General features: G+C 40.2%; 21 protein-coding genes and 2 pseudogenes. 3 read left to right on the top strand and 20 right to left on the bottom strand.

Features of this window, described 5'->3' with window-relative positions; genetic code table 11:
- Window positions 1–231: 231 nt before the first annotated feature.
- The 16 genes and pseudogenes from ACQKKK_RS04060 to ACQKKK_RS04135 form a co-directional block, all read right to left on the bottom strand.
- Complete coding sequence (locus ACQKKK_RS04060; RefSeq protein ID WP_427614278.1) at window positions 232–1,296, bottom strand: sulfate/molybdate ABC transporter ATP-binding protein; 1,065 nt, start codon at window positions 1,294–1,296, stop codon at window positions 232–234.
- Window positions 1,297–1,307: 11 nt separating this feature from the next.
- Window positions 1,308–2,195 (bottom strand): sulfate ABC transporter permease subunit CysW, encoded by an 888-nt coding sequence (gene cysW / locus ACQKKK_RS04065; RefSeq protein ID WP_427614280.1) that lies wholly within the window; start codon window positions 2,193–2,195, stop codon window positions 1,308–1,310.
- An 8-nt stretch (window positions 2,196–2,203) separates the two neighbouring features.
- Window positions 2,204–3,034, bottom strand: a complete 831-nt coding sequence (gene cysT, locus ACQKKK_RS04070; protein WP_427614782.1) for a sulfate ABC transporter permease subunit CysT — start codon at window positions 3,032–3,034, stop codon at window positions 2,204–2,206.
- 77 nt (window positions 3,035–3,111) lie between these two features.
- Window positions 3,112–4,143 (bottom strand): sulfate ABC transporter substrate-binding protein, encoded by a 1,032-nt coding sequence (locus ACQKKK_RS04075; RefSeq protein ID WP_427614281.1) that lies wholly within the window; start codon window positions 4,141–4,143, stop codon window positions 3,112–3,114.
- A 280-nt stretch (window positions 4,144–4,423) separates the two neighbouring features.
- Window positions 4,424–5,077: a nicotinate (nicotinamide) nucleotide adenylyltransferase gene (nadD, locus tag ACQKKK_RS04080; protein WP_427614283.1), complete on the bottom strand. Its 654-nt coding sequence runs from the start codon at window positions 5,075–5,077 to the stop codon at window positions 4,424–4,426.
- 16 nt (window positions 5,078–5,093) lie between these two features.
- Window positions 5,094–5,519 (bottom strand): annotated as a pseudogene (locus tag ACQKKK_RS04085) (cyclase family protein).
- Window positions 5,520–5,539: 20 nt separating this feature from the next.
- The gene (kynA, locus tag ACQKKK_RS04090; protein ID WP_427614284.1) at window positions 5,540–6,385 is read right to left on the bottom strand and encodes a tryptophan 2,3-dioxygenase; all 846 of its coding nucleotides are present in this window, start codon (window positions 6,383–6,385) and stop codon (window positions 5,540–5,542) included.
- Between the two features lie 17 nt (window positions 6,386–6,402).
- Complete coding sequence (locus ACQKKK_RS04095) at window positions 6,403–7,752, bottom strand: amino acid permease (protein WP_427614286.1); 1,350 nt, start codon at window positions 7,750–7,752, stop codon at window positions 6,403–6,405.
- Window positions 7,701–7,985: a hypothetical protein gene (locus ACQKKK_RS04100; protein ID WP_427614784.1), complete on the bottom strand. Its 285-nt coding sequence runs from the start codon at window positions 7,983–7,985 to the stop codon at window positions 7,701–7,703. Before ACQKKK_RS04100 ends, ACQKKK_RS04095 begins: the two co-directional genes overlap by 52 nt.
- A 71-nt stretch (window positions 7,986–8,056) precedes the next feature.
- Window positions 8,057–9,571: a carboxylesterase/lipase family protein gene (locus ACQKKK_RS04105; RefSeq protein WP_427614287.1), complete on the bottom strand. Its 1,515-nt coding sequence runs from the start codon at window positions 9,569–9,571 to the stop codon at window positions 8,057–8,059.
- Window positions 9,572–9,806: 235 nt separating this feature from the next.
- Window positions 9,807–10,220: a MerR family transcriptional regulator gene (locus ACQKKK_RS04110; RefSeq protein ID WP_427614289.1), complete on the bottom strand. Its 414-nt coding sequence runs from the start codon at window positions 10,218–10,220 to the stop codon at window positions 9,807–9,809.
- An 84-nt stretch (window positions 10,221–10,304) separates the two neighbouring features.
- Window positions 10,305–11,945 carry a SulP family inorganic anion transporter gene (locus tag ACQKKK_RS04115; protein WP_427614785.1) on the bottom strand — a complete coding sequence of 547 codons (1,641 nt, stop codon included), beginning with the start codon at window positions 11,943–11,945 and terminating at the stop codon, window positions 10,305–10,307.
- Between the two features lie 630 nt (window positions 11,946–12,575).
- Window positions 12,576–13,984 (bottom strand): annotated as a pseudogene (locus tag ACQKKK_RS04120) (glycoside hydrolase family 1 protein).
- A 482-nt stretch (window positions 13,985–14,466) separates the two neighbouring features.
- Window positions 14,467–15,588: an NADH-dependent flavin oxidoreductase gene (locus tag ACQKKK_RS04125; RefSeq protein WP_427614291.1), complete on the bottom strand. Its 1,122-nt coding sequence runs from the start codon at window positions 15,586–15,588 to the stop codon at window positions 14,467–14,469.
- A 21-nt stretch (window positions 15,589–15,609) separates the two neighbouring features.
- Window positions 15,610–15,918 (bottom strand): iron-sulfur cluster assembly accessory protein, encoded by a 309-nt coding sequence (locus tag ACQKKK_RS04130; RefSeq protein WP_427614292.1) that lies wholly within the window; start codon window positions 15,916–15,918, stop codon window positions 15,610–15,612.
- A 109-nt stretch (window positions 15,919–16,027) separates the two neighbouring features.
- On the bottom strand, window positions 16,028–17,014 hold the full coding sequence (locus tag ACQKKK_RS04135) for a Gfo/Idh/MocA family protein (protein ID WP_427614293.1): 987 nt from the start codon (window positions 17,012–17,014) through the stop codon (window positions 16,028–16,030).
- Window positions 17,015–17,219: 205 nt separating this feature from the next.
- Between ACQKKK_RS04135 and ACQKKK_RS04140 the strand changes: the two genes are divergently transcribed.
- Window positions 17,220–18,005 carry an SDR family oxidoreductase gene (locus ACQKKK_RS04140; protein ID WP_427614295.1) on the top strand — a complete coding sequence of 262 codons (786 nt, stop codon included), beginning with the start codon at window positions 17,220–17,222 and terminating at the stop codon, window positions 18,003–18,005.
- Window positions 18,006–18,073: 68 nt separating this feature from the next.
- Here ACQKKK_RS04140 and ACQKKK_RS04145 read toward each other — a convergent pair whose 3' ends face one another.
- Together ACQKKK_RS04145 and ACQKKK_RS04150 are read right to left on the bottom strand one after the other, a co-directional pair.
- Window positions 18,074–19,297 (bottom strand): multidrug effflux MFS transporter, encoded by a 1,224-nt coding sequence (locus ACQKKK_RS04145; protein WP_427614787.1) that lies wholly within the window; start codon window positions 19,295–19,297, stop codon window positions 18,074–18,076.
- Window positions 19,298–19,703: 406 nt separating this feature from the next.
- Window positions 19,704–20,681 (bottom strand): 2-hydroxyacid dehydrogenase, encoded by a 978-nt coding sequence (locus tag ACQKKK_RS04150; protein WP_427614296.1) that lies wholly within the window; start codon window positions 20,679–20,681, stop codon window positions 19,704–19,706.
- Between the two features lie 342 nt (window positions 20,682–21,023).
- Here ACQKKK_RS04150 and ACQKKK_RS04155 point away from each other — a divergent pair, with 342 nt between their 5' ends.
- On the top strand, window positions 21,024–21,989 hold the full coding sequence (locus tag ACQKKK_RS04155) for an MBL fold metallo-hydrolase (RefSeq protein WP_427614297.1): 966 nt from the start codon (window positions 21,024–21,026) through the stop codon (window positions 21,987–21,989).
- Window positions 21,990–22,688: 699 nt separating this feature from the next.
- The gene (locus ACQKKK_RS04160) at window positions 22,689–23,891 is read left to right on the top strand and encodes a M14 family zinc carboxypeptidase (protein ID WP_427614299.1); all 1,203 of its coding nucleotides are present in this window, start codon (window positions 22,689–22,691) and stop codon (window positions 23,889–23,891) included.
- A gap of 693 nt (window positions 23,892–24,584) precedes the next feature.
- Here the strand turns inward: ACQKKK_RS04160 and ACQKKK_RS04165 are convergent.
- Together ACQKKK_RS04165 and ACQKKK_RS04170 are read right to left on the bottom strand one after the other, a co-directional pair.
- Window positions 24,585–25,538 (bottom strand): TRM11 family SAM-dependent methyltransferase, encoded by a 954-nt coding sequence (locus ACQKKK_RS04165; RefSeq protein ID WP_427614301.1) that lies wholly within the window; start codon window positions 25,536–25,538, stop codon window positions 24,585–24,587.
- A gap of 175 nt (window positions 25,539–25,713) precedes the next feature.
- Entirely contained in the window at window positions 25,714–26,805 is a 1,092-nt protein-coding gene (locus ACQKKK_RS04170; RefSeq protein WP_427614302.1) for a CotH kinase family protein, read from the bottom strand.
- Window positions 26,806–26,898 lie beyond the last annotated feature (93 nt).

The raw sequence follows: 26,898 nt of genomic DNA on the forward strand, positions 1-26,898 counted from the left end.
ACCAATATTTTACATATGAAACTTCTTTTTTTGATGCAAGACTTTCTATCTAGTGTTTAGCACCAAGGGACCATAGACTATTGGCGTAAAAACTCACCAAAATCCAAACCACATATCAACCCTTTTGTAGCTGATGGCAGATTATTACCTTTCATATAGGAAAGTCACTAATATCCTCATTAAAAAACTAAAAAAACCGCTCAGCGGTTTTTTCGTCAATATTCAACCATGCTAAATTCCAGCCATATAGTCGACAAAGACTTTCAATTCTTTTGGTGTGACAAACACCCTTTCACCTTTCCTTATTTCCAAATTCATATATTGTTCTTTTGTCAGTTCGATTTCTAGAGGTTCGTTTGTATCCTGACGAATCACTTCTATCCGGACAATGGGGCCGATTGTATGAATGTGATCAATAATGGATGCAATCGAATCCTTTCTTGATGATTCTTTTTCTATAATAAAGTTATGAGCCCTTACATAACCCGTACTCACTCCATCTTCACTGTCCGGGGCATCCATTTCCAAATTCCCAGTTACCAATTTCCCTTGGTGAACATTGCCCTTGAAAAGATTGACACTGCCGAGAAAATCATAAACGAATGGGTTTTTCGGATGATCATACACTTCTTCCGGAGTTCCAATCTGTTCAATTTTCCCTTCATTCATGATAACGACCCGATCAGCAACATCCATCGCCTCTTCTTGATCATGCGTCACGAACACACTTGTAACATTGAATTCATCATGAAGCCTTCTAAGCCAACGCCGAAGTTCTTTGCGAACTTTAGCATCCAATGCCCCGAATGGTTCATCAAGCAAAAGAATATTCGGTTCAACCGCAAGTGCCCTTGCCAATGCAACACGCTGGCGCTGTCCCCCTGATAATTGGGATGGATAACGATCTTTATATCCTTCCAGCTTGACGAGCTGAAGCAATTCGGTAACCTTTTGTTCAATCACTTTTTTACTGGGCCTTATTTTTCTAGGGCGGACCTTTAATCCATAGGCAATATTATCAAAAATGGTCATATTACGAAAAAGGGCATAATGCTGAAAGACAAAACCCACATTCCGATCTTTTACATGCTTATGCGTGTAATTCTCTTCATTGAAGAGGATCTTTCCGTTCTCTGCCTGTTCAAGACCCGCGATGATACGCAGTAACGACGTTTTTCCAGATCCGGAAGGGCCAAGGAGGGCTACTAGTTCCCCGCTCTTAATTTCCAAATTGATGTTTTGAAGAGCTTGATAAGACCCGTAATATTTTGTAACATTTTCAATGATGATACTCATTTCTTTCCCTCCTAACTTGCTTTTGTTGATTTATAGTCCGTTTTCCATTCTATGAAACTTTTAATGATCAAGGTTATGATCGCAAAAATGGACATAAGGGATGCAACGGCAAAGGCCGCAGAAAATTGATATTCATTGTATAAAATTTCAATATGAAGCGGCATCGTATTGGTCATCCCCCGTATATGGCCCGATACGACCGATACGGCTCCAAACTCCCCGATTGTCCTTGCATTGCAAAGTATGACTCCATATAAAAGTCCCCATTTTATATTGGGAAGCGTTACATACCAAAATGTCTTAAACCCTCCCGCCCCCAGTGTGAGTGAGGCCTCTTCTTCAGACGTCCCCTGACTTTGCATGAGCGGGATCAATTCACGCGCAATGAATGGGAAGGTAATGAAAATGGAGGCGATGACAATCCCTGGTATTGAAAAGATCACTTTAATGTCAAAGGTTTGCAGCAATGGACCAAGTGTTCCATGTAGGCCGAACAGAAGGACAAAAATTAACCCAGCAATGACGGGTGAAACGGAAAAAGGTAAATCAATCAACGTTATTAAGAAGTTTTTTCCCTTAAAATCATATTTTGTAATGGTCCACGCAGCCACTATCCCAAATATCGCATTGAGTGGTAAGGTGATGAGGACAACGATCAGTGTTAATTTAATCGCAGCCAATGTATCAGGATGTGCAATGGCCGCAAAATAAGCTTCAGCACCTTTTTCAAAGGCCTTTACAAAGATTGCGATTAATGGGACAACTAAAAACAAAGTCAGAAATAGCAATACAATGGAAATAAGGACCCACTGTATGGGTTTAGGCTCTTTTGTTGTGTTTCTCGTTATAATGACTGGGTCATTCGTATTTGCAACCACTGAATTATCATGTTCCAACATGTCCCCTCCTACTTCCCTGAATATCTTTTGCCAGTCCACCATTGTAAGATATTGATGGTGAACAAAATTATAAATGTAATAATGAGCATGACGGCTGCTACAGCTGTTGCACCTTTATAATCATACTGTTCAAGCTTTGTCATGATGATCAGCGGGGAAATCTCCGTTTTAAACGGCATATTTCCTGCAATGAAGACAACCGATCCATACTCTCCAAGTGCCCTCGCAAAAGAAAGTGCAAAACCCGTCAATATCGCTGGAATCAATTCCGGAAAGATAATTTTAATGAATGTCTGCATTCGATTCGCCCCTAGAGAAGCAGATGCTTCTTCCATCCCTTTTTCTATATTTTCAAGTACCGGCTGAACCATCCGCACCACGAATGGAAGACCTATAAATATAAGGGCGATGATAATCCCGGTAGGGGTGAAAGCGATTTTAAAGTTAAAAAATTGCCCGATCCACCCATTCGGTGAGTACAAGGTGGTCAAAGTAATCCCTGCCACAGCAGTCGGTAGGGCAAAAGGGAGATCAACCAGCCCATCGATGATCCGTTTGCCGGGAAACTCATAACGAGTAAGCACCCAGGCAATTAAAACGCCAAAAACTGCGTTCACGAAGGCCGCAGTTAACGCTGTCATAAAACTCAATTTATACGAAGCGACAACCCTTGGTTCAGTTACGGTCGCCCAAAAATCTTGAAATCCCATTGAAAATGTGTTTAGAAAAACCATGGATAATGGAATCAAAACGATGATGGAGAGATACAGCAACGTAAAACCCATCGTCAAACCAAAACCGGGTATAGTCCTCTTTTTCTTCTGTTTACCTTCTGTCATTATATTCATCGCTTCGCCCCAGCTCTTTTTCTTATTATGAAGGAGAAGATGTATCCATCCATCTTCTCCCCCCTTGCTTATTGCGGTTGATAAATTTCGTCAAATGTACCACCGTCATTGAAATGTGTTTCTTGGGCTTTTTTCCACCCGCCAAACGTATCATCAACGGTCACCATATCGATATTTGAAAATTGGTCTTCATATTTAGCGAGTATCTTCTTATCCCTTGGACGATAGAAGTTTTTCGCGGCAATTTCCTGACCGGCATCCGTATATAGGTACTCCAGGTAGGCTTCAGCCACTTCCTTTGTTCCTTTTTTCTCGACCACCTTGTCAACAACAGCTACAGGTGGCTCTGCTAATATACTGATTGAAGGATTGACGATTTCATATTTGTCATCACCGAATTCTTCAAGTGTTAAATAGGCTTCATTCTCCCAAGCAATAAGTACGTCACCAATTCCCCTTTCTACAAAAGTGGTGGTTGCACCCCGTGCCCCTGAATCTAAAACCTCAACATTCTGATAAAGCTTTTTCATGAAATCCTTAACCTTTGTTTCGTCACTATCGAATTTCTTCTCTGCATATGCCCAGGCAGCCAGGTAATTCCACCTTGCCCCTCCGCTTGTCTTTGGATTTGGTGTAATGACGGATACATCCTTTTTGATTAGATCATCCCAATCTTTAATGCCTTTAGGGTTATCTTTTTTTACCAGAAATACAATGGTTGATGTGTAAGGTGTCGAGTTTTCCGGTAAACGTTTCTGCCAATCCTCCCCTAATAGGTTACTAGCTTCATAAATGGCATCAATATCATAGGCCAATGCCAATGTAACGACATCCGCTTCCAATCCATCAATAACGGCCCTGCCCTGTTTACCAGATCCGCCATGGGATTGTTGAATCGATACATCCTGACCCGATTCTTCTTTCCAATGCTTCACAAACGCTTCATTGAATTCCTGGTACAATTCGCGTGTCGGATCATATGACACATTCAAGAGCTCGACTGACTTTGATGTCCCGTCCCCTTCCGTTTTTTCCGAGTTGCATCCTGCGAGTACACCGAAAGCTAATATCAAACTTGTCAATATCATCAATTTCTTCATGAACTTCCTCCTGTTTTTCACTTTTTGCAACAAAAAAGGCATACTATTCCCTTCATAATTTTATTCAAGGAGATAGTATGCCTTCAGTTTCCTGATCAGCGAATATTCTGACTTTATGTATCATTACCATAAAACAAAGTATACCAAGTTGTCAACTGTGTTTTTATTTTTTACATGTCCTTTATTTAAACTTATTCACGTATATAAGGTTAATGCATTTTCCAAACGAAAAGAGCTCGATCCAACGGAGAGATCGAGCCCATTCATCCCCAGCTAACACTTAAGGATTTGATTCTTTTTGATACAGCTTATTGTCCACAATATACTGATAACACTTATCAGGCAGTAAATATCTTGGTTCCCCTCCCATCGCAAATTCATCCCTTATATATGTAGAACTGATTTCCATTGAAAGGCCTTTATCTATAAGGTGGAATGTATTGCCATCATCATAATTCCTAAGCAAGGGACTTTTGGATATGATTTTCAACATATCTATCCCATCCCGTGCCATGACGATGAATTTATGATTGGCAATCAATTTTTCCCTGAATTTCCATCGTAAATGTACCGGTAACTCCTGATTGTCAATATCCTCAAGTAAATCTGCACCCATTATGAAATAAACTTCATCCTTTGGAAACCGTGATTTAAAATACTCCATCGTATACCAAGTATATTGTTTACTCATTCCAGCGCGTTCATTAATTTCATAATCACTAACTTCGAATAACGGGTTGCCCCCTATTGCCAGCCCAAGCATCTCCCAACGGTGTTCATTGCTCGTTTTCATCTGTTTATCGATACGGCCATTTGCACAAGGCAAAAAAATCACCTTGTCTAGCTTAGCACGATGCGCAATGGTGGATGCTGTCCATAAATGCACATTTGTGACTGGATCGAAGGAAGATCCATAAACTCCAATTTTGCCCATTCTCATATCCCCCTAATCAGCCTATCTTTTTCACCAAGGCCCTGACCGGACTACCGTCTCCTCTTTCTATTGGAAGCGGCAAAGCAGCCAAATCGTACTACCCAGACTCCACCTCGTCAAGAAAAAGCCCTTTCAGGATATGAATCCCAAAGGGGTCAGGTTGCTTGGGCTTGATTTACTTCAACGGGTGGAATCCATTCAGGAAAATGGCTAAGGCCAATATATAAATCAAGATCAAGTTCGGTGATCTTTTTTCCCTTTCCATCAAAATGAAAGGGAGCATCAATATGGGTTCCTAATGGGTACTCATCCGAATTTCCCCTACGTTGACGGATGACCCTTCCGCTATTGATGAATTCAACCGAAATGAATATTGCGTATCTCCTGGCCAATACGGCGTACTTTCATTAAGGCGCTGAGAAATATCTAACCATTGATTCAATATTCCCCTTCAGTCAAAACTTACAGTTTGGTCCTTAATGTCCAAAGCTCAGGAAAAAATGGCTGTTCGACCACTTTCTTCAGATAACTTACACCGGATGATCCGCCCGTTCCCGTCTTATTACCGATGATACGCTCTACAGTGCTCATATGATTGAATCTCCAGAATTGTTGCTGACTTCCAATATCAACGAGTTTTTCGGCCAACTCATACAAATCCCAATATTTATGCACGTCACGGTAAACTGTCAGCCACGCACTTTCAACACTGGTATTTTCCCGATAGGTTTCAGACCAATCCCTGTTCAAGACCGATTCATCAACAGGAAGGCCTCTTGCAGCCAAAGCCCCTATAGCCGCATCATAAATACTAGGTTTATTCAAAGTTGCCCTCATCGACTCATAAAGCTCAGGCTGATGACGGAAAACGGCTAATATTTGCGAATTCTTTTGACCCATTGCAAATTCTATCAACCTGTTCTGGTATGATTGAAACCCGGAAGATTTTCCTAGCTTCTCCCGGAATTCCATATAATCAGATGGCGTTAAGGTCGAAAGCACATTCCAGGATTGAATAAGTTGCTGTTGGATCCTAGCCACTCTGGATAACATCTTAAAGGATGGCTCCAAACGCCCTGCCTCAATATGGTCCTTTGCTGCAGTCAATTCATGGAGGATCAATTTCATCCATAATTCACTTGTTTGGTGAATGACGATGAACAACATTTCATCGTGATGACCGGAAAGCCGATGCTGACTCGATAATATTTGATTTAAACGCAGGTAGTCCCCATAGGACATATCCTTATCAAAATCAGTTACCATACCTTCTTCCAAACCATCTTTATCCATTGGTCCCTTATCCATACCATCCCTCTTTCCCTTTACTTTCTCTTGATTATCGACATTAATAAATAAACGATGCAAAGAAAGACCAGCCAAGGAACACCGAACTGGAGAACGACTTTAAACGGGCCAGTGAACCAAGTAGATACCGCCAATGCAAACAAAAGTAATGCACCAAGAATCGTTAAATACGGAAAGCCATACATTTTAACCGGTAATTTACGCCCCCCTGATTTCTCCCACCTCTTTCTGAAAAATAAATGGGAGATAAACACCATGAACCAGGTTAAAATGGCACCGAACATCGATATCCCCATCATGAATGCATATGAAGTATCCGGGAGCAGAACCTTTACTCCTGCAGCAAGAAATATGCCCAAAGTGGATATGAGAAGGGCCCTTATCGGGACTCCATTCCGGCTCACTTTTTGAAATAGGGCTGGAGCCTGCTTTTGCTCGGACAATGAAAATATCATTCTGGTGGAGGCATATAATTGACTATTCATTGCAGATAAAGCCGCCGTTAAAATAATGAAATTCATAATCCCCGATGCTCCAGGAATATTCAGGATTTCCATCACCCTAACAAATGGGCTTTTATCAATACCAGCGGATTGCCAGGGAACAATTAGTAACATGATCCCGATTGTCAGTACATAAAAAGTGGTAAGCCTTAAGACAGTTGCCTTCAAAGCTTTAGGGACGGCAATATCAGGGTCCTTTGCTTCTCCCGCCGTAACCGCAATCAACTCCGTTCCTAAGAAGCTGAAGAGAGAAATAAATATAGCGACCCAAAGTCCCCAAAACCCAAAAGGCATAAAACCTCCATCATTGACATAGTTCTCTACACCAATCCCGCTTGAAGGTTCGGCGCCAATCACCACGTAGGCGCCCAGTAGAATGAAAATGACAATGGCGCTAATTTTGATCATTGAAAAAATATACTCAAAATTCCCGAATGTATTGACACTCGTCGCATTTACATAGATGAGCAAGGCAGCAAAAAGGAAGATCCAAATGCTTCCTGGTACATCCGGGAACCAATATTTCATATATACAGCGATGGCACTTACTTCGACACCAATGGCCAGGACATTCGCTATCCAATATGAATACCTCACAACAAAACCCGCAAATGGACTTATATATTTTTCCGCAATGGTTCCAAAGGATCCCGATGTTGGATAAGCTACAGTCATTTCCGCCAAACAGCCCATCAATAGAAGGACAATGAATGCACCTATTGCATAGCTGATCAGTACACTTGGACCTGCCGTCGAAATCGCAAGGCCACTTCCCAAAAATAATCCGGTGCCTATTGCACATCCCATGGCAATCATTGTGATTTGATTTGATGATAATTCACGATGCAGTTTACTTTTCTCCATATGGTGCTCCATTCTAGGCAATGATTCCTTTTTTTATTTTCATAGTTATATGACCTGCCATTCATGATCTTTTTAAGGACCAGTACCGTTTCATAAACTTCCTGAAAAGAGGTATAAAGAGCAACAGGTGCTAGACGAATCATATTCGATTCACGATAATCGGGTATGATAGCGTCTTGTTTCAATGCTTTACATATTCTTGCAGTTTCTTGATGTTCAAGGATGATATAAATGGATCTCCCTGATCAAAGTTTTCGCAACTCTTTCGTTGACGTCTACTCGCTTTCTACCGATCTCCTATATTTCACTTGTAAATCCCTACTCCTTCCCATGCCAACCTTATCATTCTATTAGGATCTTTTTCAATATAATCCTTTTTATCAAAAATCATTGTGTAGTGATTGGTTTCATCATATTTCGGCCATATTTCACCTTCCGGGGGATTGGGGTTTCCATGCTTAGCAAAGTTGACCCAATGGCCCTGGATTCTATTGGATACCTTTAGAGCCGCTGGCCTGGAACCATATGAAGTAATCCATTTGCCCAATGACGAGTCGAAAGTCTGGAAGGCAAAAGGAATTTCCGTACCATGCGTCGCCCCTAATTTACTTATGCGCATTGCCGCCGTTTTATAATCAAAACGGTACATCCATGTTTTTTCAAAGCGACTGTATGCCTCCGCATACCAAACCGAGGGAATATGGAAAGTCGCATCACGGCCAATGCCTAGCACAGCCTCCTGTTCTGGGTAGTTCAAATAAGCATTCGTAATACGCTCTTTTGCCTCAGGATCAGTATTTTCGAACATTTTATGAATCATCTCCGGATTAGTTGGGATTAACGGGTGATCCATCTGATCGAATAATGTTGCTTCGTCCCGATTTGTTCCTATAAGCAAGGAAATCCCCTTCGCTTTTCCGGATCGAATCGAATCTAATGGATAATCAGGCAGGAAGTCACCATCCACGACAGGTCCAAATGATAGTGAACCCGGCATGGCTTGTGAGTTCTGCCGTAAGAGTTGGTAAGACGCCTCGACAATCTCTTGAACTGGAAGTGTTTTTAATCGATGGATTTCTTTCATTCCAATGCCCAAGATATCAAGAAACCTTTCACTGAATTGGCGTGCAAATCCTTTTCCGTAAACAGATGTCGGAGCGGGACTTTCTGCAATAGCCTGTTTAAAAAGACCTCTTGCTGAAGGGACAGTAAGTAAAGTCGTTACTGCATTCCCTCCCGCTGATTCTCCAAATATCGTAACATTTTCAGGGTCGCCGCCAAAGGCTTCTATATTCTCTTTAACCCATTTCAGAGACGCCACTTGATCACGTAAACCTAAATTGGTTTCAAATATTTCACCATCAACTGATAACTCGGTAAAATCCAAATAACCCAGTGCACCCAGCCTATAGTTTATGCTTACAACGACTACGTCTCCATTCTTAGCCAATAAGTGACCATTGTACATATCAAGAGATCCTGCTCCCGTTATATATGCTCCACCAGGAATCCACACCATTACCGGACGTTTTTTATCATCAGCTCTAGGTGACCAAATATTCAGGAACAAGCAATCCTCATCCATTTTTTCATTTCCTGCCATTCCTGTTCTTACAGCCCGATCCATCGGCTGTGGGGGAATAGGACCAAAATCCACCGCATCCATGACACCGCTCCAATTCTCAACGGGCTCCGGTGAGCGGAAACGCAGAGAATCAATCGGCGCTTTCGCATATCTGACACCACGCCACACGCAAATATCGTTTTCCAAAGTACCTTGAAGATGACCTTTAGCCGTCGTTACTATTGTTCCAATCATTCACTCTCACCTCTTCATATAGTCGTAGATACTTAAGTTCTTCTTTTTCCATTCCCTCTTATCCTTCATCTTTATCGAAAAAAGATTATTTGGCCATTCCAACAAAGTACCACTATCTTATATAAAGTTAAGGTGATGCCTAGGATTTGAAACGTTATTGAGGATATTACCGCATGTAAATAAAAGGACAAAAAAAGACCCAATCAGGTCTTATTTTGGCGAACTCTGCAAAATCTTAGGAGAGCATGGCAATGATGCTCAATAAAGAGCTGCCCCGAACGGAAAGCTGTTTTGCAGCATATGTTAATTGCTGTTCATCGAGCTGATCCATTAAAGGCTTTAATTCAAGCAATTCATTCTCCAGTTCATTAAGGTCTGTAGATATCTTGTCCACCATCAAGAGCACTTGCTCAGAATCAACAGTGGTTTCAGACCAAACAAGTAACCGCTCTTTGATTTCAGTCAACGGCATATTTTGTTCTTTATATCGATTAATCATATGAAGACGATTTAGAGCATCTTCTGTATAATATCGATATCTTGACCCAGTTTTTTCATAGTTCAGCATTCCTAATTGTGTGTAATAGTCAATGGTTCTCCTCGAAACATTCGCAAGTTCAGCAAGCTGGCCAATCCGATATATATTCATCCAGATAGTCACCTTCTTTTAAAATCTACTGTTAACGATACTATAACATAACAATCCAATAAGGTGACTTCGAGAATGAATCTATTAGACTACTTTATCCGGATTACCCTTCAGCTGCTTCTTGGCAAAATACAGAGCATCTTCCTTCGATTTAAAAAAGTGCTGTTTTTCTATTTTATGATACAACCCAGTGCTGAGTAGCAATTCCTTTGGTTGCTGCTGGATTCCAGAAATGATTAATTTCCCCTTATACTTTCCGATACGATTAACAATCGCCAATAGCGCAGCCTCTGCTGTAGTGTCCATATATGTTACCCGACGCATGCTTATCACCAGCACTTTCGTCTTATTATCCAAGTTCGCTAATATCGATGACTCCAGGACATCTGTCGAACCAAAGAAGAGAGGACCTTCCAAATTATACACATTAATCTTCGAATCCGAATTATCAATTGGAACAATCTCAGTGATCTCATGACTTCTTTCTCTAACCTTTAACGTTTGGCTCATTTTTGCAATGAAGGTGATGAATGCAATCGATAAGCCAATTCCCACTCCCATGATTAAATCAGTGAAGACAGTGACGAGAAAGGTGACTAGTAAAACAGCAGAATCAGCAGTCTTCGTTCTCACTACATGTGCGAATTCCTTTCTTTCACTCATATTCCAGGCAACAAACATCAATATGGGTGCCATGCTAGCCAAAGGTATATGCGCCGCAAATGGAGAAAGTACTAACAAAACCAATAAAACGACAATTCCGTGAATGACTCCAGACATCGGGGAGGCTGCCCCGCTTTTTATATTGGTAGCTGTCCTGGCAATAGCACCTGTTGCCGGTATCCCACCGAAGAATGGAGTCGTGATGTTCGCAATCCCTTGGGCAACCAATTCCTTATTACTATCATGCTTGGTTCCCCCCATATTATCGGCCACGGTAGCGGATAACAATGACTCGACACCGCCCAACAAGGCAATCGTAAAAGCAACAGGAAGGAGGGTGATAATGATCTCCACTGAAAGCTCCGGCACTTGGAATTCAGGAAAACCTTTCGGAATCGCTCCATAAGTGGAACCAATTGTAGCAACCTTATCGGGAAATAAAAAGTAGGCTGCCATTGTGGATATTAGCAAACCAAGAAGTGGTCCTGGCACTCGTGGCAGAAGTCTGGGTGCCAGCATGATGACGATAAAACATATGATCGCAACAATCACACTATATATATTGATCGTGTCTGCTTTAATCACCAGTTCCTTCATGTTATCTATAAACGTTTCATGTTTTTTCACTTTCATACCAAAGAAGCTGGCAATCTGCCCCGAAAAGATTATTATCGCAATTCCTGTTGTAAATCCAATGATGACAGGACGGGGAATAAACTTCATCAAATTCCCTAACTTAAGAAGACCCATCAAGACTAATATCACCCCCGCTAAAAACCCGGCAATAAGCAGACTTTCATATCCATATTGCATAACGATACCAAATAATAAAGGTACAAATGCTCCGGTCGGCCCTCCAATTTGATACTTCGAGCCACCCAAAATCGATATGAGGATTCCAGCGATGATTGTCGTATATAACCCATATATCGGTTCGACGCCTGAAGCAATTGCAAAAGCCAATCCTAAAGGAATGGCAACAACACCTACAACCAATCCTGCCGTTACGTCCTTTTGAAAACCCTTCATGTTATATCCTTGGAATCTAGAATCTTTTATCATTCTTTTCAAACTCACATCCTTAGTCGTTTTTTAAGATTGGAACCTAACATTATCAGGAAAATGATATTCTTTCATTTTAGAGGGAGTTACACGATCGAAATTAAATTAACTATTGTAGAGGATACTATCCTTTCAATGGGACTGTTTTGTTCACAACAAACATGCGGGGGACCCTTCCAAAACTAAGGAATAATCGTCATATGTAATCTCCTTTTGTTAAGTTATTTGACATGGTTCTCGGCCACGCTTCAACATTATACAGTAAAACGTAGAACTGTACATTATTAGCAATGTAAACATTTGTTTACAAATTTTTGAATATTTTTACACCTTCATTACAATCAGGGACCATACTTCCAGTCTAGTAATTTTGAATTACGAGATATAGACTACGAACCAGGAGGTTTGAACTTTCGACTAATTCCCCATTCATCTCATGGTGTAGTCTTGAAACAAATTTGGATCGAATTAAGACCAGGAACCTTGATTAATGAACAATCGAAAGAGCATGTTTGAAAAAGGTTGCTCAAAACATGCTCTTACCTTAGTCCGACTGAATGATGCATTCAATCATTACCTTATAAATAAAAAGAAAACCTCTTGATTAAAATCAAGAGGTTTTCTTTTTATTTACAGTTCTTCCCCCCTCGTCTCGATAATATGCTTATACCAATGAAACGAAAGCTTCTTTTTTCGGTTTAAATGATCCTGGTGATCCACAAAAATAAATCCGTATTGCTTTTTATATCCGTTCAACCAGCTTAATAGATCAATGACAGACCACGCGTAATATCCTTTAAGATGAATGCCTTCTTTGATTGCACGCTTAATCACTTTTAAATGTTCCTCAATATATTTAATACGAGGAACATCTACTATTTCACCATCAATAATCGGATCCTCATCTCCAAGTCCGTTTTCTGTAACATACATTTTAATATCACCATAACGCTCTTTTAACATATGCAGCCCATCTAAAAATCCTTGAGGTGAGATTTCCCACCCCCATTTTGTATATGTTTTATCTTCCATTTTTACGGTCCGATAAAAGCCATCAAAAGAAGGATTCCCTGGAGCTAGAGTAGATGTTTCTCTTGAATGTTCCATGGATGCAACAGCTTCGCGATTTTTTTCCACCCGAATGGGCTGGTAATAATTAAGTCCAATAAAATCATTTTTTTCGGCATTTCTTTTTAACGTATCTAGTTCTTCTTCGGTCCAACATGGTGTCCAGCCTTTCTCCTTTAAATGCTCAACCACATATGATGGATATTCACCTTTTAAAATTGGGTCATAATACCAAAAGGTTTCGTATTCATTGGCATGTCGAGCAGCTAATATATTCTCATGTTTATCATCTATGCTGTAAGCTGGTAAGAAAACATGGGTAATCCCAATTTCGCCGTAATGATTCAGTGCCTTGTACACTTCTACGGCTTTTGCATGTGCATAAAACACGTAATGTGTCGCTTGAAAGTATTTATTCTCATCGTTTTGGATACCAGGCGGATGCGCACCTTTTAAATAGCCTAATCCGCAAAACATTACCGTTTCATTGAACGTAATCCAATGTTTAATGCGGTCTCCGAATGCGCGAAAACAAATTTCCGCATACTTGACGAATGCTTCCGCTGTTCGCTTATTCGTCCATCCTCCATCCTGTTCAAGCGTCAAAGGCAAATCCCAATGAAACAGCGTAACAAATGGAACTATCCCATATTTTAAACATTCATTAATAACATTATTATAAAATTCCAGGCCTTTTTCATTGACTTCTCCATCTCCTGTGGGCAAAATACGTGCCCATGAAATGGAAAACCGGTACGATTCAAGTCCCATCTCTGCCATTAATTTAATATCTTCTTTGTAACGATGATAATGGTCTATGGCTACATCTCCGTTAGAACTTCAAATGTTTTCCCCGGAATCTTTGAAAAGACATCCCAATTCGTTACACCTTTTCCATCCTCATCCCATGCACCTTCTATTTGAAAAGATGCAGATGCTGCTCCGAACAAAAAATCGTGTGGAAACATCATTGTAAACCCTCCTCTTTTATACCAGCTTATTAAATTGATAATAATATATTTTATTTATTGGTACAAATAATATTGCAATTATATAATTTTTTTCCGTATATGACTACAGAATCTTCGTAAAATCATATGTGTTATAGATAGTATTCACTGTACTGGAATGATTAAATCGAGTGCCAATAATAAAATAAATGACGTTCATTCTGCTGATAAAATGCTTTTTCTTTGGCCGAAGTTGATATTACCTTTTTGAACTAATAGTGTAATAAAACAATATGCCCTAGTAATAAGCTTTTAGGGAATTAACTATACTCGTTCGGTGATTTCGGATGTACGTATGACAGGTTTCATTTTAATTGAATTCCACATCAGATATTTTATCGGTATGCTTGTTTCTCGATCTCGATTTATCACAATTGTGAATATAACAAAAACCCGTCCACCTAAAGAGGACGGGTAACTCATCTATTCATGGTGTTGCCTAATCACTCCACAACCGGGAGCCAACCTTTTATCCCAATCAACTTTTCCCAAAGCGGATCTGGAATGACAAGTTCATCCTGATCTTTTTTCGAAAGGGTTGTCCGTATTTCCACTTCTTTTCCAGACCTGATTTTTTCAATCCAATGCGGTTCCATAAGAAGTTCACGGCCAAGGGCGATAAATGGGACACCCGTTTCCATAGCTTCTGCAACTTCATCGGGTGTATACAGGGATCCTACACCGACAACCGGGATACGATTCCCAACTTTGTCGTAGATCTTAACGATTCGCGACTTTGTCCTATCACTCTCACGGAAAGACCCATTCCAGAAGTGACCTACCGATATATGTAGATAATCTAGGTTTTGATTCGCTAATCTATCAACTAACTGGAGCGTATCATCCAAAGTGATTCCAGGATTGCTGCCTTCTTCGGGAGAAATGCGGTAGCCGATGATAAATGGTTTTTCCGCATGCTCAGCAACCTTTTTCTCTACTTCATTCACAATGGTAAGCGGGAAAATCAATCGTTTTCCCAGTGTTCCACCCCAGTTATCCGTTCGGCGGTTCGAGTGCGGCGAGAAGAATTGTTGAAGCAAGTACGTATTGGCTCCATGGATTTCCACACCATCAAATCCTGCTTCGATGGCCCTTCTTGTTGCTTCTCCAAATGCCTTAATTACGTCTTGTATTTCATCTTCACCCATCTCCCGCGGTACCGGTGCTTCATCGTTGGAAGCAATGGCACTTGCAGAAACAGGTTGGCTATCTGGCAATAATTCCGGGGGACTTTGCCGGCCTCCATGATATATTTGCAATATCGCTTTTGACCCATTAGACTGAATCGTTTCCGCTAATTTTCTCAAAGACGGGATAAATGAATCATCATCTGCACTAAATTGTCCCGGGAATCCCTTTCCTCCAGCAGATACATAGGCACATGCCGTGACCACCGCACCTACACCTGCCGAGCGTTCAGCGTAATAGGCCAGTTCATCATCGGTTACAAAGCCTTGATCATCCGAAGAATAAGTGGTCATAGGAGCCATCATGATACGATTTTTCACTTCTACCCCTGATGGAAATTTATATGGTTGAAAGATCTTTTCGTATTTTTGATTCATGCCAAATCCTCCCCCTTAATCTTAATGGTGATGATGTCCGTGCGGCTCTTTAGAAGGGTTCGTGATTTCAAAGCCTTCTTCAGGTACATAAAAATATTTAATCCAGACACCATCCAGAAATTCCTCACGTGAATCAAGCAAGATATCGATATCTTTATCTGTTTTGACTATTTCATCATGCTCTGCCGGTGTATCTAGTTTCATCTCATAATGGGCATGATCGCCATGCATATGCGTGATATATACACGAATCATTTTCCCTTCGGCTTCATCAGTGCTCAGCATTTTTTGTAAGACCTTTGCTGCATTACGATTAATTTTGCAATTCATGTCCATTCCTCCAACAATAAAAATTCCCATGTACTAAGTTCTACCCAATTAAGGGTCAACAGTAACATCTATTTACATCCTTCAGGCATAGTCATGTCCAATTAAGTGCTTAAAATCGGTCTGAAGGAAAAATGATGCCGATTTGCTTTCTTGCTTCATCCATGATTTCCATAGTCAACAGCGAATTCGAATATGAGTTTATATCCGACTCCTTTTTCCCCTGCTGTATTAATTCAACAAATTCTTTCGCTTCATAATACATGGTAGGCATATCCTGCTTAGCCGAAATATTTTCAGTTGTTCCATCCCGATACTGAATATCCACCGCTTGCGGTCCTGAAATTTTCTGAATGAGGATGCTACCAAGTTCACCTTGAATTTCCGATGGCAAATTTGATTCGGTAATTTTCGAAAACATGACGACCGCCTCCATTTCATCATAGGAAAGCAAGATCGTGCCCTGTCCATCAACTCCTGATTCAAGCATCGTTCCTGATGCCTGCACCTTATTTGGTTTACCAAATAGCACAACAAGTGGATAGAGGACATAAATACCTAAATCCATTAAAGAACCATTAGAGAATTCAGGATTGAATGCATTCAGCACAGTGCCTTGTTTATACGAATCATAGCGAGATGAATATTGACAAAAGCTTCCGGAAAAACGTCGTATCTTCCCGATTTTATCCAGATTCCCCTTTATACTTTCGAAATTCGGCATGATGGTCGATTTCATCGCTTCCATCAATAGCACTTCATTTTGTTTTGCAGCTTCAAACATTTCCATTACTTCTGCCGCATTTGAGGCCATTGGTTTTTCACATAATACATGTTTTTTATTTTGTAAAAACAACACGGCTTGCCTGCAATGATGAGAGTTAGGGCTGGCAATATATACAGCATCGATCTCATCGCTGGCCGCCATTTCTTCTAAATTTGTAAAAATCGTATGTACATCGTATTTATTGGCAAATTCCTTGGCTTTCTCTTCTGTACGTGAATACACGGCGGCTAAAGATAATTCCTCCACGTGCTTTGCAGCCTCCAAAAATCGTTCCGTGATCCAATTTGTACCTATTACCCCTAATCGTATCAACACCCTATCCCCTTTCAAGCTAACTTATCATGTCCTCAATATACAGACTTTCCCCTGAAAAACAAAGAATAATGAACACTGGCAACTGTTAAAATTGGATTTTTCAGGCAATATTCGTTTATAATTTTCCTATATTACCACTGCCATGATGTTTCTACATACTCCCTAAACGGGATAGAAAACTTAAAAGGAGCGTGTGAAGTTTATGACAGATTTAATGAAAAACAAAGTTGCCATTATTACCGGTGGCGGATCCGGAATTGGCCGGGGTGCAGCACTTAAACTTGCTGAAAACGGTGCGAACATCATCTTTTTTGACCGTACGGTCGAAAATGCCGAAAAGGTGAAGAAAGAAGTGGAAAACCTGGGCAGAGAGGCTTTAATCATTAAAACGGATGTTTCCAAGGCTGAGCAAGTTGAACATGCCTACAAGGCCGCCTATGACCACTTTGGCAAAATTGATTTTGTATTTGCAAACGCAGGCATCAACGGAGTGATAGCCCCTATAGAAGATATAAAGCCAGAAGATTGGGATCAGACACATACCATCAACCTCAAAGGCACCTTTCTCACCATCAAATACGCCATTCCCTATATGAAGGAAACGGGTGGCAGCATCGTAATTAACAGCTCCATCAACGGAAACCGATATTTCAAGAATTTTGGTTTTTCCGCCTATAGCTCATCCAAAGCTGGTCAAGTCGCTTTTGGTAAAATGGCTGCACTCGAATTGGCAAAATATAAAATCAGGGTGAACACCATTTGTCCCGGCTCCATCGATACGAACATTCACGATAACACTTTCCCGGAAGATGAAAACTTAAAAAAAATCAGGATTCCCATAGAATATCCGCAAGGCTCTCAGCCCCTGGCGAAGAAAGCGGGGACTACCGAACAAGCTGGTGATCTCGTATTGTTTCTAGCATCAGACATGTCCTCCCATGTTACGGGCACGGAAGTTTATATCGATGGAGCAGAATCACTATTATGATTCACACCTAAAATGATCCATTAAAAGGAAAAGCTGAAATCCCATATTAGGATTTCAGCTTTTCCTTTTTAATCAACTTTCCTTAACCCACGACGGGCAAGAATCAAATAAGCGAACATGGCAATGACATGACAACCTACCATCACAATTCCCATCGGCAAGGATGACTCACCTGAACCTAAGCCAACCAGCGGAGCCATTAGTGATCCCAATATAAAAGGAAGCAGTCCGATTAGAGCCGAAGCACTGCCTGCTGTTTTTTTCTGATTTTGCATCGCTAACGAAAAACTCGTTGTGCCGACAATACCGACGCTGGAAACGGAGAGGAACAAAGCGACCAAGATTCCTGCCAGCCCAATTTCGAGAAGGACTGAGGCAAGAAGGAATATTCCTCCAAACAAAGCAAGACATAATCCTATTTGAAGCAGCTTTTCTTCTTTAACCTTCCCCGCCAGCTTTCCGGCAACTTGGGAAGCAATGATGATCCCAATTCCGTTTATTGCAAAGATCAGGCTGAATGTCTGTGGGGAAACCCCATAAATATTCTGGAGGACAAAAGGTGATCCGGATATATAAGCGAACATAGCGGCACTTATGAACCCTTGTGAAAAAGCATAGCCCATAAACACCCTATCCTTCAATAAATCCCCAAACGTCTTGATTGTATCGTTTATTCCACCAGCACTCCTGAGATTAGGTGATAAAGTTTCCTTTATCCCAAAAAATGCAGCCGCAACCATAAGGACACCTAATACACAAATGACTATGAAAACTCCCCGCCAAGAAGTGAACTGCAAAAGTTGACCGCCAAAAACTGGTGCCAAAATCGGTGCCGCCCCATTTACCAGCATTAACAAGGAGAAGAATTTGGTCAAGTCCGTTCCTGAAAAAAGGTCGCGAACTATGGCCCTTGAAATGACAATGCCTCCAGCTCCCGCAATACCTTGGATAAAACGTAATAATAAAAGCAATTCAATGGATGGAGCAAAAGCACATAACAGTGATGAAATACTATAAATGGATAATGATATGATTAACGGTGTCCGTCTTCCTTTTGCATCACTTAGCGGCCCTAAATAAATTTGGCCTAAAGCTAATCCTAACAAGCAGGCAGTCAAACTCAGCTGCGCTAAAGACGTACTGCTTTTCAAATCCTCTGCTAGTGTAGGGAGACCTGGTAAATACATATCAAGTGACAATGGTCCAATCGCTGCAAAAGAACCCAGCATAAGAGCCATCAACAGCCTTTTGGATTTAGTCATTTGGTTGCCTGATGATATCGTTTCTTTCATTTCAATCATTATTACCCTATCCCTTTCAACTAATTGTTTTTCCCTAAATAAAACCTGACTTTCTTTATTTTACAAAAAACCCGAACAATTTACGATAAGTATGCTTCAATTGAATTGGATGCTTACTGACAGCAATCATTTAAGTTCAATGTGGTTCCCTGCTAATCTACCTATAGTTCGAACTCCGAATCTCATTGAAAAGAACAAAATCAAATATCAAGATATTTATTTGATTTTGATACTACGAACCTAAGGCAAACGGTCCTCATTAAAACAGATTTCACCTTTTAAGGTCCAAACAATTCCCCACCTTCAGATGTGACTCCATTTTAACATTATTTTCAGCTTCGGCTTATAACTAAGGTTTCGATTGAAATTCCCCCATAAAAAAGACCCCATTTTGGGGTCATTTTCCTTTATTCAACAATACTAAATTACGGGGAGAATCACCAGATAATCCTTCCTTCAAGTTTTGTACTGCAAGAGTTGCCATTTTTAATCTTGTGGCAATACTTGCACTACCGATATGTGGTAATGTAACCACATTGGGCAATGTTAGCAGAGGGTGATCCAAAGGAACGGGTTCTTCTTCAAATACATCCAGTCCAGCCGCCCAAATCTCCTGATTTTTCAGCGCCTGATATAACGCGTTTTCATCGATTATCCCGCCTCTTGCGGTATTAATGAGCACAGCCGTCCCTTTCATTAATTTCAGCTGCTCCTTGCCGATCATATAAGCGGTTTCCGGTGTGAGCGGCAGCATGACACAAACGAAATCCGAGATTTGGAGCAATTTTTCAAGGGGCTGATATTCGATTCCCAATTCTTTTTCCTGTTCATACTTTCGGCTACGATTAAAATAAACTAAGTTCATATTAAATCCCTTTGCTCTTTTTGCAAGGGCTTCACCAATCCTCCCTAACCCGATGATACCCAGCGTTGCACCGTGTACATCTTGTCCGGTCAGCTGCATTGGCGACCACGTTTCCCATCTCCCACTCCTTAAATAATCTTCTGCCTCCATCAGCCTCCTTGCCGTAGCAAGCAGCAAGCCGAAGGTTAAATCGGCCGTCGTTTCCGTTAAGACCCCCGGTGTGTTCGTTACCATGATGCCCCGTTTAGTTGCACTTTGAACATCAATATTATTATGGCCTACTGCCATATTCGCGATGATTTTCAGATTAGCGGCCTTTTCAATCAGTGACTCATCGATTTGTTCCGTCAACAAGCACAGCAGCCCCTCTACTTCTTTCATTTCTTGTTCAAGGACTTCTCTAGGGACCGGTATATCCTCGTGGTCCCACATCCTGACATCATAATTCCCGCTAAGACCATCGATGATTTGTTCCGGCAATTTCCTTGTAATATAAATTTTGGGCTTCAAACCATAACCTCCGATACCGTTTTTTATTCATGGATCCACACTTGCATCATTCGTTATGCATTCAGTTTTCATTTCATATGAGACTTCAAAATAATTAATTATTATATTGGCTAAGTAACCGGCTTGTTTATTCAATTTTAAGATAAACTATATAAATAGACCATTCATTTCCAATCATTCTTACTACTAAATTATTGTTTATCTTTAAATCTTCCGCTTGACAGTTTCATTTCATACAACTAATCATAGATAATAACCCTTTAATTCTATTCTTACTTTATTTAGTAATGTCGCAATTTTTCAGATGAAGTTTATCTCGATTTAGGAGGATATGGGACGTTCATGAAAAATAATACAAAATTTAAAATTTATCCAATTATAGCTCCAAGCGCTTTATCTTTAAAAAGTATAAACTTTTATTTAGTCAAAGAGGATGAATCTTTAACATTAGTCGATGCTGGTATGAATGATGACGTTTGCTGGAATGCACTGCAGCAAACCTTAAAGGAAAATGGATTTACCGTTGGGGATCTCACGGGAATTTTATTAACCCATCATCATGGGGACCATGTTGGTTTGGTCAACCGGATTACTGAACTCCATCCTATTCCCGTTTATGCCCATTCTAAATCCGTTCCCCGTTTAAAACGGGACCCTGACTTCTTAAATATGAGAATAGAATTTTATAAGCAGCTTTACCTTGAGATGGGCTGTGGCGAACTTGGAGATAAACAAATAGCATACCTTTTCAACGCGGTCGATAATAATAAAGATCAAAAACTGAATTGTGACATCATCGCAATCACAGGAAAACAATGGCTGAATTTTGAAGTGATTGAATTTCCCGGGCATGCCCCGGATCAAATTGCTTTCCTTGACCAAAAAGGGAAACGGCTTTTTTCCGGTGATTTATTGATTGAACATATTTCAAGTAACGCCTTGATTGAACCTGATGAAAACGGCAATAGGATGCTGACTCTTGTCGATCATATCGACTCATTAAAGCGATGTTTAGCATTACAGGTGAATCTCCTCTTACCAGGTCATGGCAACATCATGGAACAACCTGGTCCATTGATTGAAAAAAGACTCAATAGCATTGAGAGAAAGTCACAAAAAATCCTGGCCTTGATAGAATCTGGAATTTCTACAGGAAATGAACTGGCAAAGGAATTTTACAAACAAAAGTATACATCAGAATTCCCGCTCGTCATGTCGGAAATCATCGGCCATTTGGATTACTTGGAATATCAGGGGAAGGTCAAGAAACAACTTATAGAATATGTAGTTCATTATCAAACTAAGTAACAATCAATAAGGCTGAATAGATATTATCCCCACTGTCCCCCTCAGTGGGGATTTTACTATGTCTAGACAAAGGAACAGCTTTTTGAGAGTTAAAGATTCAAGCAGTTCAAAGTTATCTAAATGGTATGGATACCCTCGGATGAAAATACGCTGCGTGGATCTAGGCTTTTTCGTCATTCACAAAAAGTTTGTGGGAATTACAGTACAGTCCATTGTTCGAAAGAAACGACATTTCTTTAAAGGAGAATACCCTCAAACCTATCCAAACGTATTAAAACGACAATTTCAGAATAGGCAGCCCAACTAACGGATATCACCTATATTCACTTGAAGGAAGGATTTCTTTATTTATCGGACGATAAGGCATTTATAACAATGAGATTATTGCTTGAAAACTGTCTTCTCGGTAGGGATTTACAGCTCCGTGGTGGATACATTTAAATTTAGGAGAAGAAAAAGGAAACATGCACAGGACCTTCTCCATTCTGATCAGGGTTTCAGTACACACTCTCAAGCCAAGCATAAGCAATTAGCACAACTAGGTTTATTAGAAGCAACTTCCCTAAGTTAAACTGTCATTTTGGATTGAATTTTTCTTTTTACACTTATAGGCCTTTTTAGGTGTTTTTAATAATCTAACAGGAAAAAGAAGAGAAAATGAAGAATTTATCTGAATATTGAATATTTTTAAAAAGGAGAATGAATGTGAAAAAGAAGCTTTTTAAGGTTTTAAGTTCAACAGTAATAGCCGCAGCATTACTTGGCCCAAATGCCAGCTTCGCTGAACGAGGACCAAATCCTATAGGTGGAACGAATCTTTCTACCGAAGCATTCCTTAATTATGACGAGCTTGTAAAAAAATTAAATCAACTTGAGCAAGTGAGTAAAGGGAAAGTAAAAGTAGAAGTGGCTGGACAAACAAATCAGGGTCGTTCCATTCACAAAGTAACGGTCGGTCATGGTGACAAAGTCGTTCTTATTCAAAGTGAAATTCACGGAAATGAAAAAACAGGAACTGTTGCGTTATTGAACATTCTTGAGAACCTTGGTCAAAGTAACTCACCTGAGGTAAAGAAAATGCTTGGTGAATTAACAATTGTTGCTATTCCAATGATGAACGTAGACGCCTCAGAGCTTGATCGTCGTGGAAATGAGATGACATGGTCAGAGGTTGTAGGGAAATTCCCACAACTTTCAAATGTGAAACCAGCTTGGAACTATTACACGACTCCTAGGTCTGGAGACGACTATGCTAGCAAACCGGGATTTGATGTTAATCGTGACTTTAATCCAAACCTAAACTATGTACCAAAGCCTCAAGACTTCCCGGGGGCATCTGAAAAGCCGGGCTGGTTTATTACACCTGAATCGCAAACGGTACGTGACATATATAAAGGGTTAAAATCGAAATTTGGTAAAGTGGATGTTTTTATCGACCTTCATCACCAAGGGTTCCCATATATCGAAGGAACTGATGATCGTGTAACGATGTCAATATCCGGAAAATTTGTTGCCAACCCAAGCACTCCTGAAGGGGCTAAGTATGCAGAGTATGCAGATAATTTTAAATATGATTTCTCCCGTCAGTTGACACTTACTGCTTATAACGCACTGCAAGCAAAAGGGAATTCCGTGTTTACAAATATTTCATTGTACGATCAATCTATCGACCTGCCAGGTACTGCTTTAGGAACGTTTGCTTTAAATGGAAGTGGTACGGTTCTATTTGAAGTAAGTGGACAAACACAAAACTTTGGGCAAAAAAAGAAAGGCCAGCTAGTAAAAACAGTTGAAACGGGTCTAATGGGTATTATCAATGGTGTAACAGATGGATCGGTTCATAATCTTAATCCATCAGACTATGAAAATATTCCTGAAAGTTCATCTACACCGGGATTCTAATCACGTTGAAACCTAATTTTAAAGGCTACTATCTCAAAAGATAAATTGATATTATCCCCTCTAAGTAGACAATGTCATACTTGGAGAGGGATTTTACTATGTCTAGACAAAATAACAGCTTTTTGTGAGTTAAAGATTCAAGCAGTTCAAAGTTATCTAAATGGTATGGATACCCTTGGATGAAAATTGCGCTTCGTAATCGAGGCTTTTCCACATTCACAAAAAAGCATATGGGTATTACAGTACAGTCCATTGTTCGAAGAAACGGCGTTTCTTTAAAGGCGAATACCCTAGAACCTATCCACATTAGAACGACAATTTCAGAATGGACAGCCCAACGAAGTACCCGCTAGGGATATCACCTATTTTTGCCGTATAAGACATTTATAATAATGAGATTGCTTGGAAGTTGTCTTCAAGGAAGGGATTTATCTTGTGTTGGATAGAGTAAATTCAGTAACAAAAAAAAGAAATGCGTACAGAACCATTCTCCATTCGGATCAAGGGTTTCAGTACACATCTCACGCCTATCATAAGCAATTAGCACAACTGGGTGTTATTGGAAGTTACCCCCACCCTGCACCGTTTGAATATCGATGCCAGATGGCAACATAGCCTTTTTAGTTGTCTGCTTTACAGGGGTAACTCCAAATCCATAAAAGATTTCAGCCTTTTTCATCTTGCTGACGAAACTTATACACACACTACAACTTGTCTGGAAAAAATGCCTTTCCTGGCTACACAGCGATCAGCAATTTCAAATCCTGCTTCTTGAATCATATGATCCATCGTGTCAATCGTAACGACAACGACCTTGTCAGCAAAGCCCCTCGCATGCTTAAGGATAGATAGCTGATCTTCCGGTGTCGCATGCGTATATAAATTGTAAGGCATATCGATAATCGCTACATCATATTTACTGGTGACCTCCGAAATCGGACCTGTAGTTACATCACCTTCGAGTCCGAAATAGGCAATGTTCTCTCTAGAACCGTCAGTAACAAGTGGGTTGATATCTCGGCCAACAATATTTATCCCCATTGATAGTGCCTCCACCAATACCGTTCCAATTCCGCAGCATGGATCAATGGCCTTCACTCCATCTGGATGTGGAACGGCTATGTTGGCAATGGCCCTCGCCACCCTTGTGCTAAGTGCTGTTGAATATTCACGCGGCTTCTTCATATGATGTAACCAAACCGCTTCAGGTTTTACATATTTCCCAAAATACCAACGGCCGCCTAGGGTCACTATTCCATAGACCTGATCAGGGTTACGTACATCAGCATTCCCCTGAATGTACCAGCCAATCTCCCGTTCAATTTCACGCTGTCCATCATAATCTATTTTTTCTTCTTTATTAAGATCATTAATTTTTACGAATAACACTTTGAACGTCGAATCAGGCAATTTTATATCCTTCACTTGCTCAACAATTTCGGATATGCTGTCCCCCTCAAACATGACATCGACCCGTCCTTTTATAAAGGGACTTCTGCTCGGTTCAATTTTTATATCACTTTTTAATATATTTTCTGAAGCTTCAAAGCCAAAGAACGAGCGCATTTCCATTTTAGATAATGAGCGTTCGTCAGGGCTGCACGTAAAGGTGTATATATATGCCGGTATACGGCTATGATTAGTCAATCCATTCCCATCCTTCATTTACTATAAATTATATCTTTCTATCAAACATAGCTGTAATAGGATGGAAAAGCAAATGGAATCGTGCAGAAAAAGCAACAGGAATGCTTTTCTTTCAACACTCCTGTTATTTTTCCCCATTTCCCAATCACAATTTTCAGTTAAATTATAGGAATCATTAATCTAATTTATGCAGCCGACCCTTTATATACTTTGCACGGCTCTCTATGAATTTTAGGATAAAATCAGGCTCATTATCAAAAGTTTGCTTATTATCCTTGATATATGGATCTTTTGAAACATAAGGACTTATTTGGTCATGCATTCCCTGAATGATAGTTTTCATATGCTCAACGTTAAACCGGGTGTTCAAAATCTCCTTTAGAAGTTTTTGGTATCGAACACGAAATGCCCTTACATCAAGGATTCTAGCAGTCAATGTATTGAATCCCTCGATTCCCACATAGTCCTCTTCCATCACTTTTCCATTAACATCCCTGCCCCATGTCGCATCATAATCCCATGGGATAATTTCAAAGAGTCCAGTATCACCATTTCGATACAGGGCATAGTTGTGAACAAACCCATCATAGTTTTGCGTGAATATGACACCAGCCAGCCAGCGCAGGTACTTTTCCACATCGACATAGTTTACGATTTCCCTTTCAAAATCCGCCCTTGAAATCGTATTGATTTGGATAATCAATTCTTGTAAATATAATTCATCCTTTGCTGACCCGCATTTTTTTTGATATCCCATTTCCAATGATTTTTTGATTCCTTTATCCAAATCACTCATCAATGAAAAATTTGCATCACCGTCCACTGCATAGAAAATTGATCCCTTAGGCAGATCCCTATTCTTCAAATAAAATTCATCCACTGATTCCAATTCTAGATATATTCCCTCGTCCTTCCCGTTCAGATTCAGGAAAACGAACTGGGATTTCGGTGATAAGGTCCCGATATCCGCAAAAAAGTCTAAAGATAATTTATTTCTTAGTAAAGATTTATCCTTATACTCAGCATTTAAATGAACTTCCTTAGCATTCCTAAAAGTATTAGGTTTATAAAAGACTACATTATAAGACTTTTTCCGAAAACTGCGGATATGTGAGCCACGGTAAACAATATCAATATCCAGTTTTCTTCTGTTAATGGTTAACTTTGCAGGTAAAGGATCATTGCACCATATATCCCTGCGAAGTTCCTTTAAATTTATAGGTGGAATAAAAAGCTGATATACAGGCAGTTTCTTGTCAGCATTCATATAACCCTTCCCTTTCACTTCCCTATTAAATTATGGGAAAAAGCGAAGGACGTCACCAAAAAACAACTATATTTTTGAAAAAATTTGTGCAAT

This window comes from Peribacillus sp. NPDC006672, assembly GCF_050274955.1.
Lineage (GTDB): Bacteria > Bacillota > Bacilli > Bacillales > DSM-1321 > Peribacillus.

Excerpts from the sequence above, each read along its gene's own strand:
- ACQKKK_RS04095 (WP_427614286.1), bottom strand. The coding sequence starts at position 7,752 with ATGGAGAAAAGTAAACTGCATCGTGAATTATCATCAAATCAAATCACA.
- cysW (WP_427614280.1), bottom strand. The coding sequence starts at position 2,195 with ATGTTGGAACATGATAATTCAGTGGTTGCAAATACGAATGACCCAGTC.
- ACQKKK_RS04060 (WP_427614278.1), bottom strand. The coding sequence starts at position 1,296 with ATGAGTATCATCATTGAAAATGTTACAAAATATTACGGGTCTTATCAA.
- ACQKKK_RS04155 (WP_427614297.1), top strand. The coding sequence starts at position 21,024 with ATGAAAAATAATACAAAATTTAAAATTTATCCAATTATAGCTCCAAGC.
- ACQKKK_RS04105 (WP_427614287.1), bottom strand. The coding sequence starts at position 9,571 with ATGATTGGAACAATAGTAACGACGGCTAAAGGTCATCTTCAAGGTACT.
- kynA (WP_427614284.1), bottom strand. The coding sequence starts at position 6,385 with ATGGATAAGGGACCAATGGATAAAGATGGTTTGGAAGAAGGTATGGTA.
- nadD (WP_427614283.1), bottom strand. The coding sequence starts at position 5,077 with ATGGGCAAAATTGGAGTTTATGGATCTTCCTTCGATCCAGTCACAAAT.
- ACQKKK_RS04145 (WP_427614787.1), bottom strand. The coding sequence starts at position 19,297 with ATGAAAGAAACGATATCATCAGGCAACCAAATGACTAAATCCAAAAGG.
- ACQKKK_RS04110 (WP_427614289.1), bottom strand. The coding sequence starts at position 10,220 with ATGAATATATATCGGATTGGCCAGCTTGCTGAACTTGCGAATGTTTCG.
- ACQKKK_RS04160 (WP_427614299.1), top strand. The coding sequence starts at position 22,689 with ATGAATGTGAAAAAGAAGCTTTTTAAGGTTTTAAGTTCAACAGTAATA.
- cysT (WP_427614782.1), bottom strand. The coding sequence starts at position 3,034 with ATGACAGAAGGTAAACAGAAGAAAAAGAGGACTATACCCGGTTTTGGT.
- ACQKKK_RS04170 (WP_427614302.1), bottom strand. The coding sequence starts at position 26,805 with ATGAATGCTGACAAGAAACTGCCTGTATATCAGCTTTTTATTCCACCT.
- ACQKKK_RS04075 (WP_427614281.1), bottom strand. The coding sequence starts at position 4,143 with ATGAAGAAATTGATGATATTGACAAGTTTGATATTAGCTTTCGGTGTA.
- ACQKKK_RS04115 (WP_427614785.1), bottom strand. The coding sequence starts at position 11,945 with ATGATAAAAGATTCTAGATTCCAAGGATATAACATGAAGGGTTTTCAA.
- ACQKKK_RS04140 (WP_427614295.1), top strand. The coding sequence starts at position 17,220 with ATGACAGATTTAATGAAAAACAAAGTTGCCATTATTACCGGTGGCGGA.
- ACQKKK_RS04130 (WP_427614292.1), bottom strand. The coding sequence starts at position 15,918 with ATGAATTGCAAAATTAATCGTAATGCAGCAAAGGTCTTACAAAAAATG.
- ACQKKK_RS04125 (WP_427614291.1), bottom strand. The coding sequence starts at position 15,588 with ATGAATCAAAAATACGAAAAGATCTTTCAACCATATAAATTTCCATCA.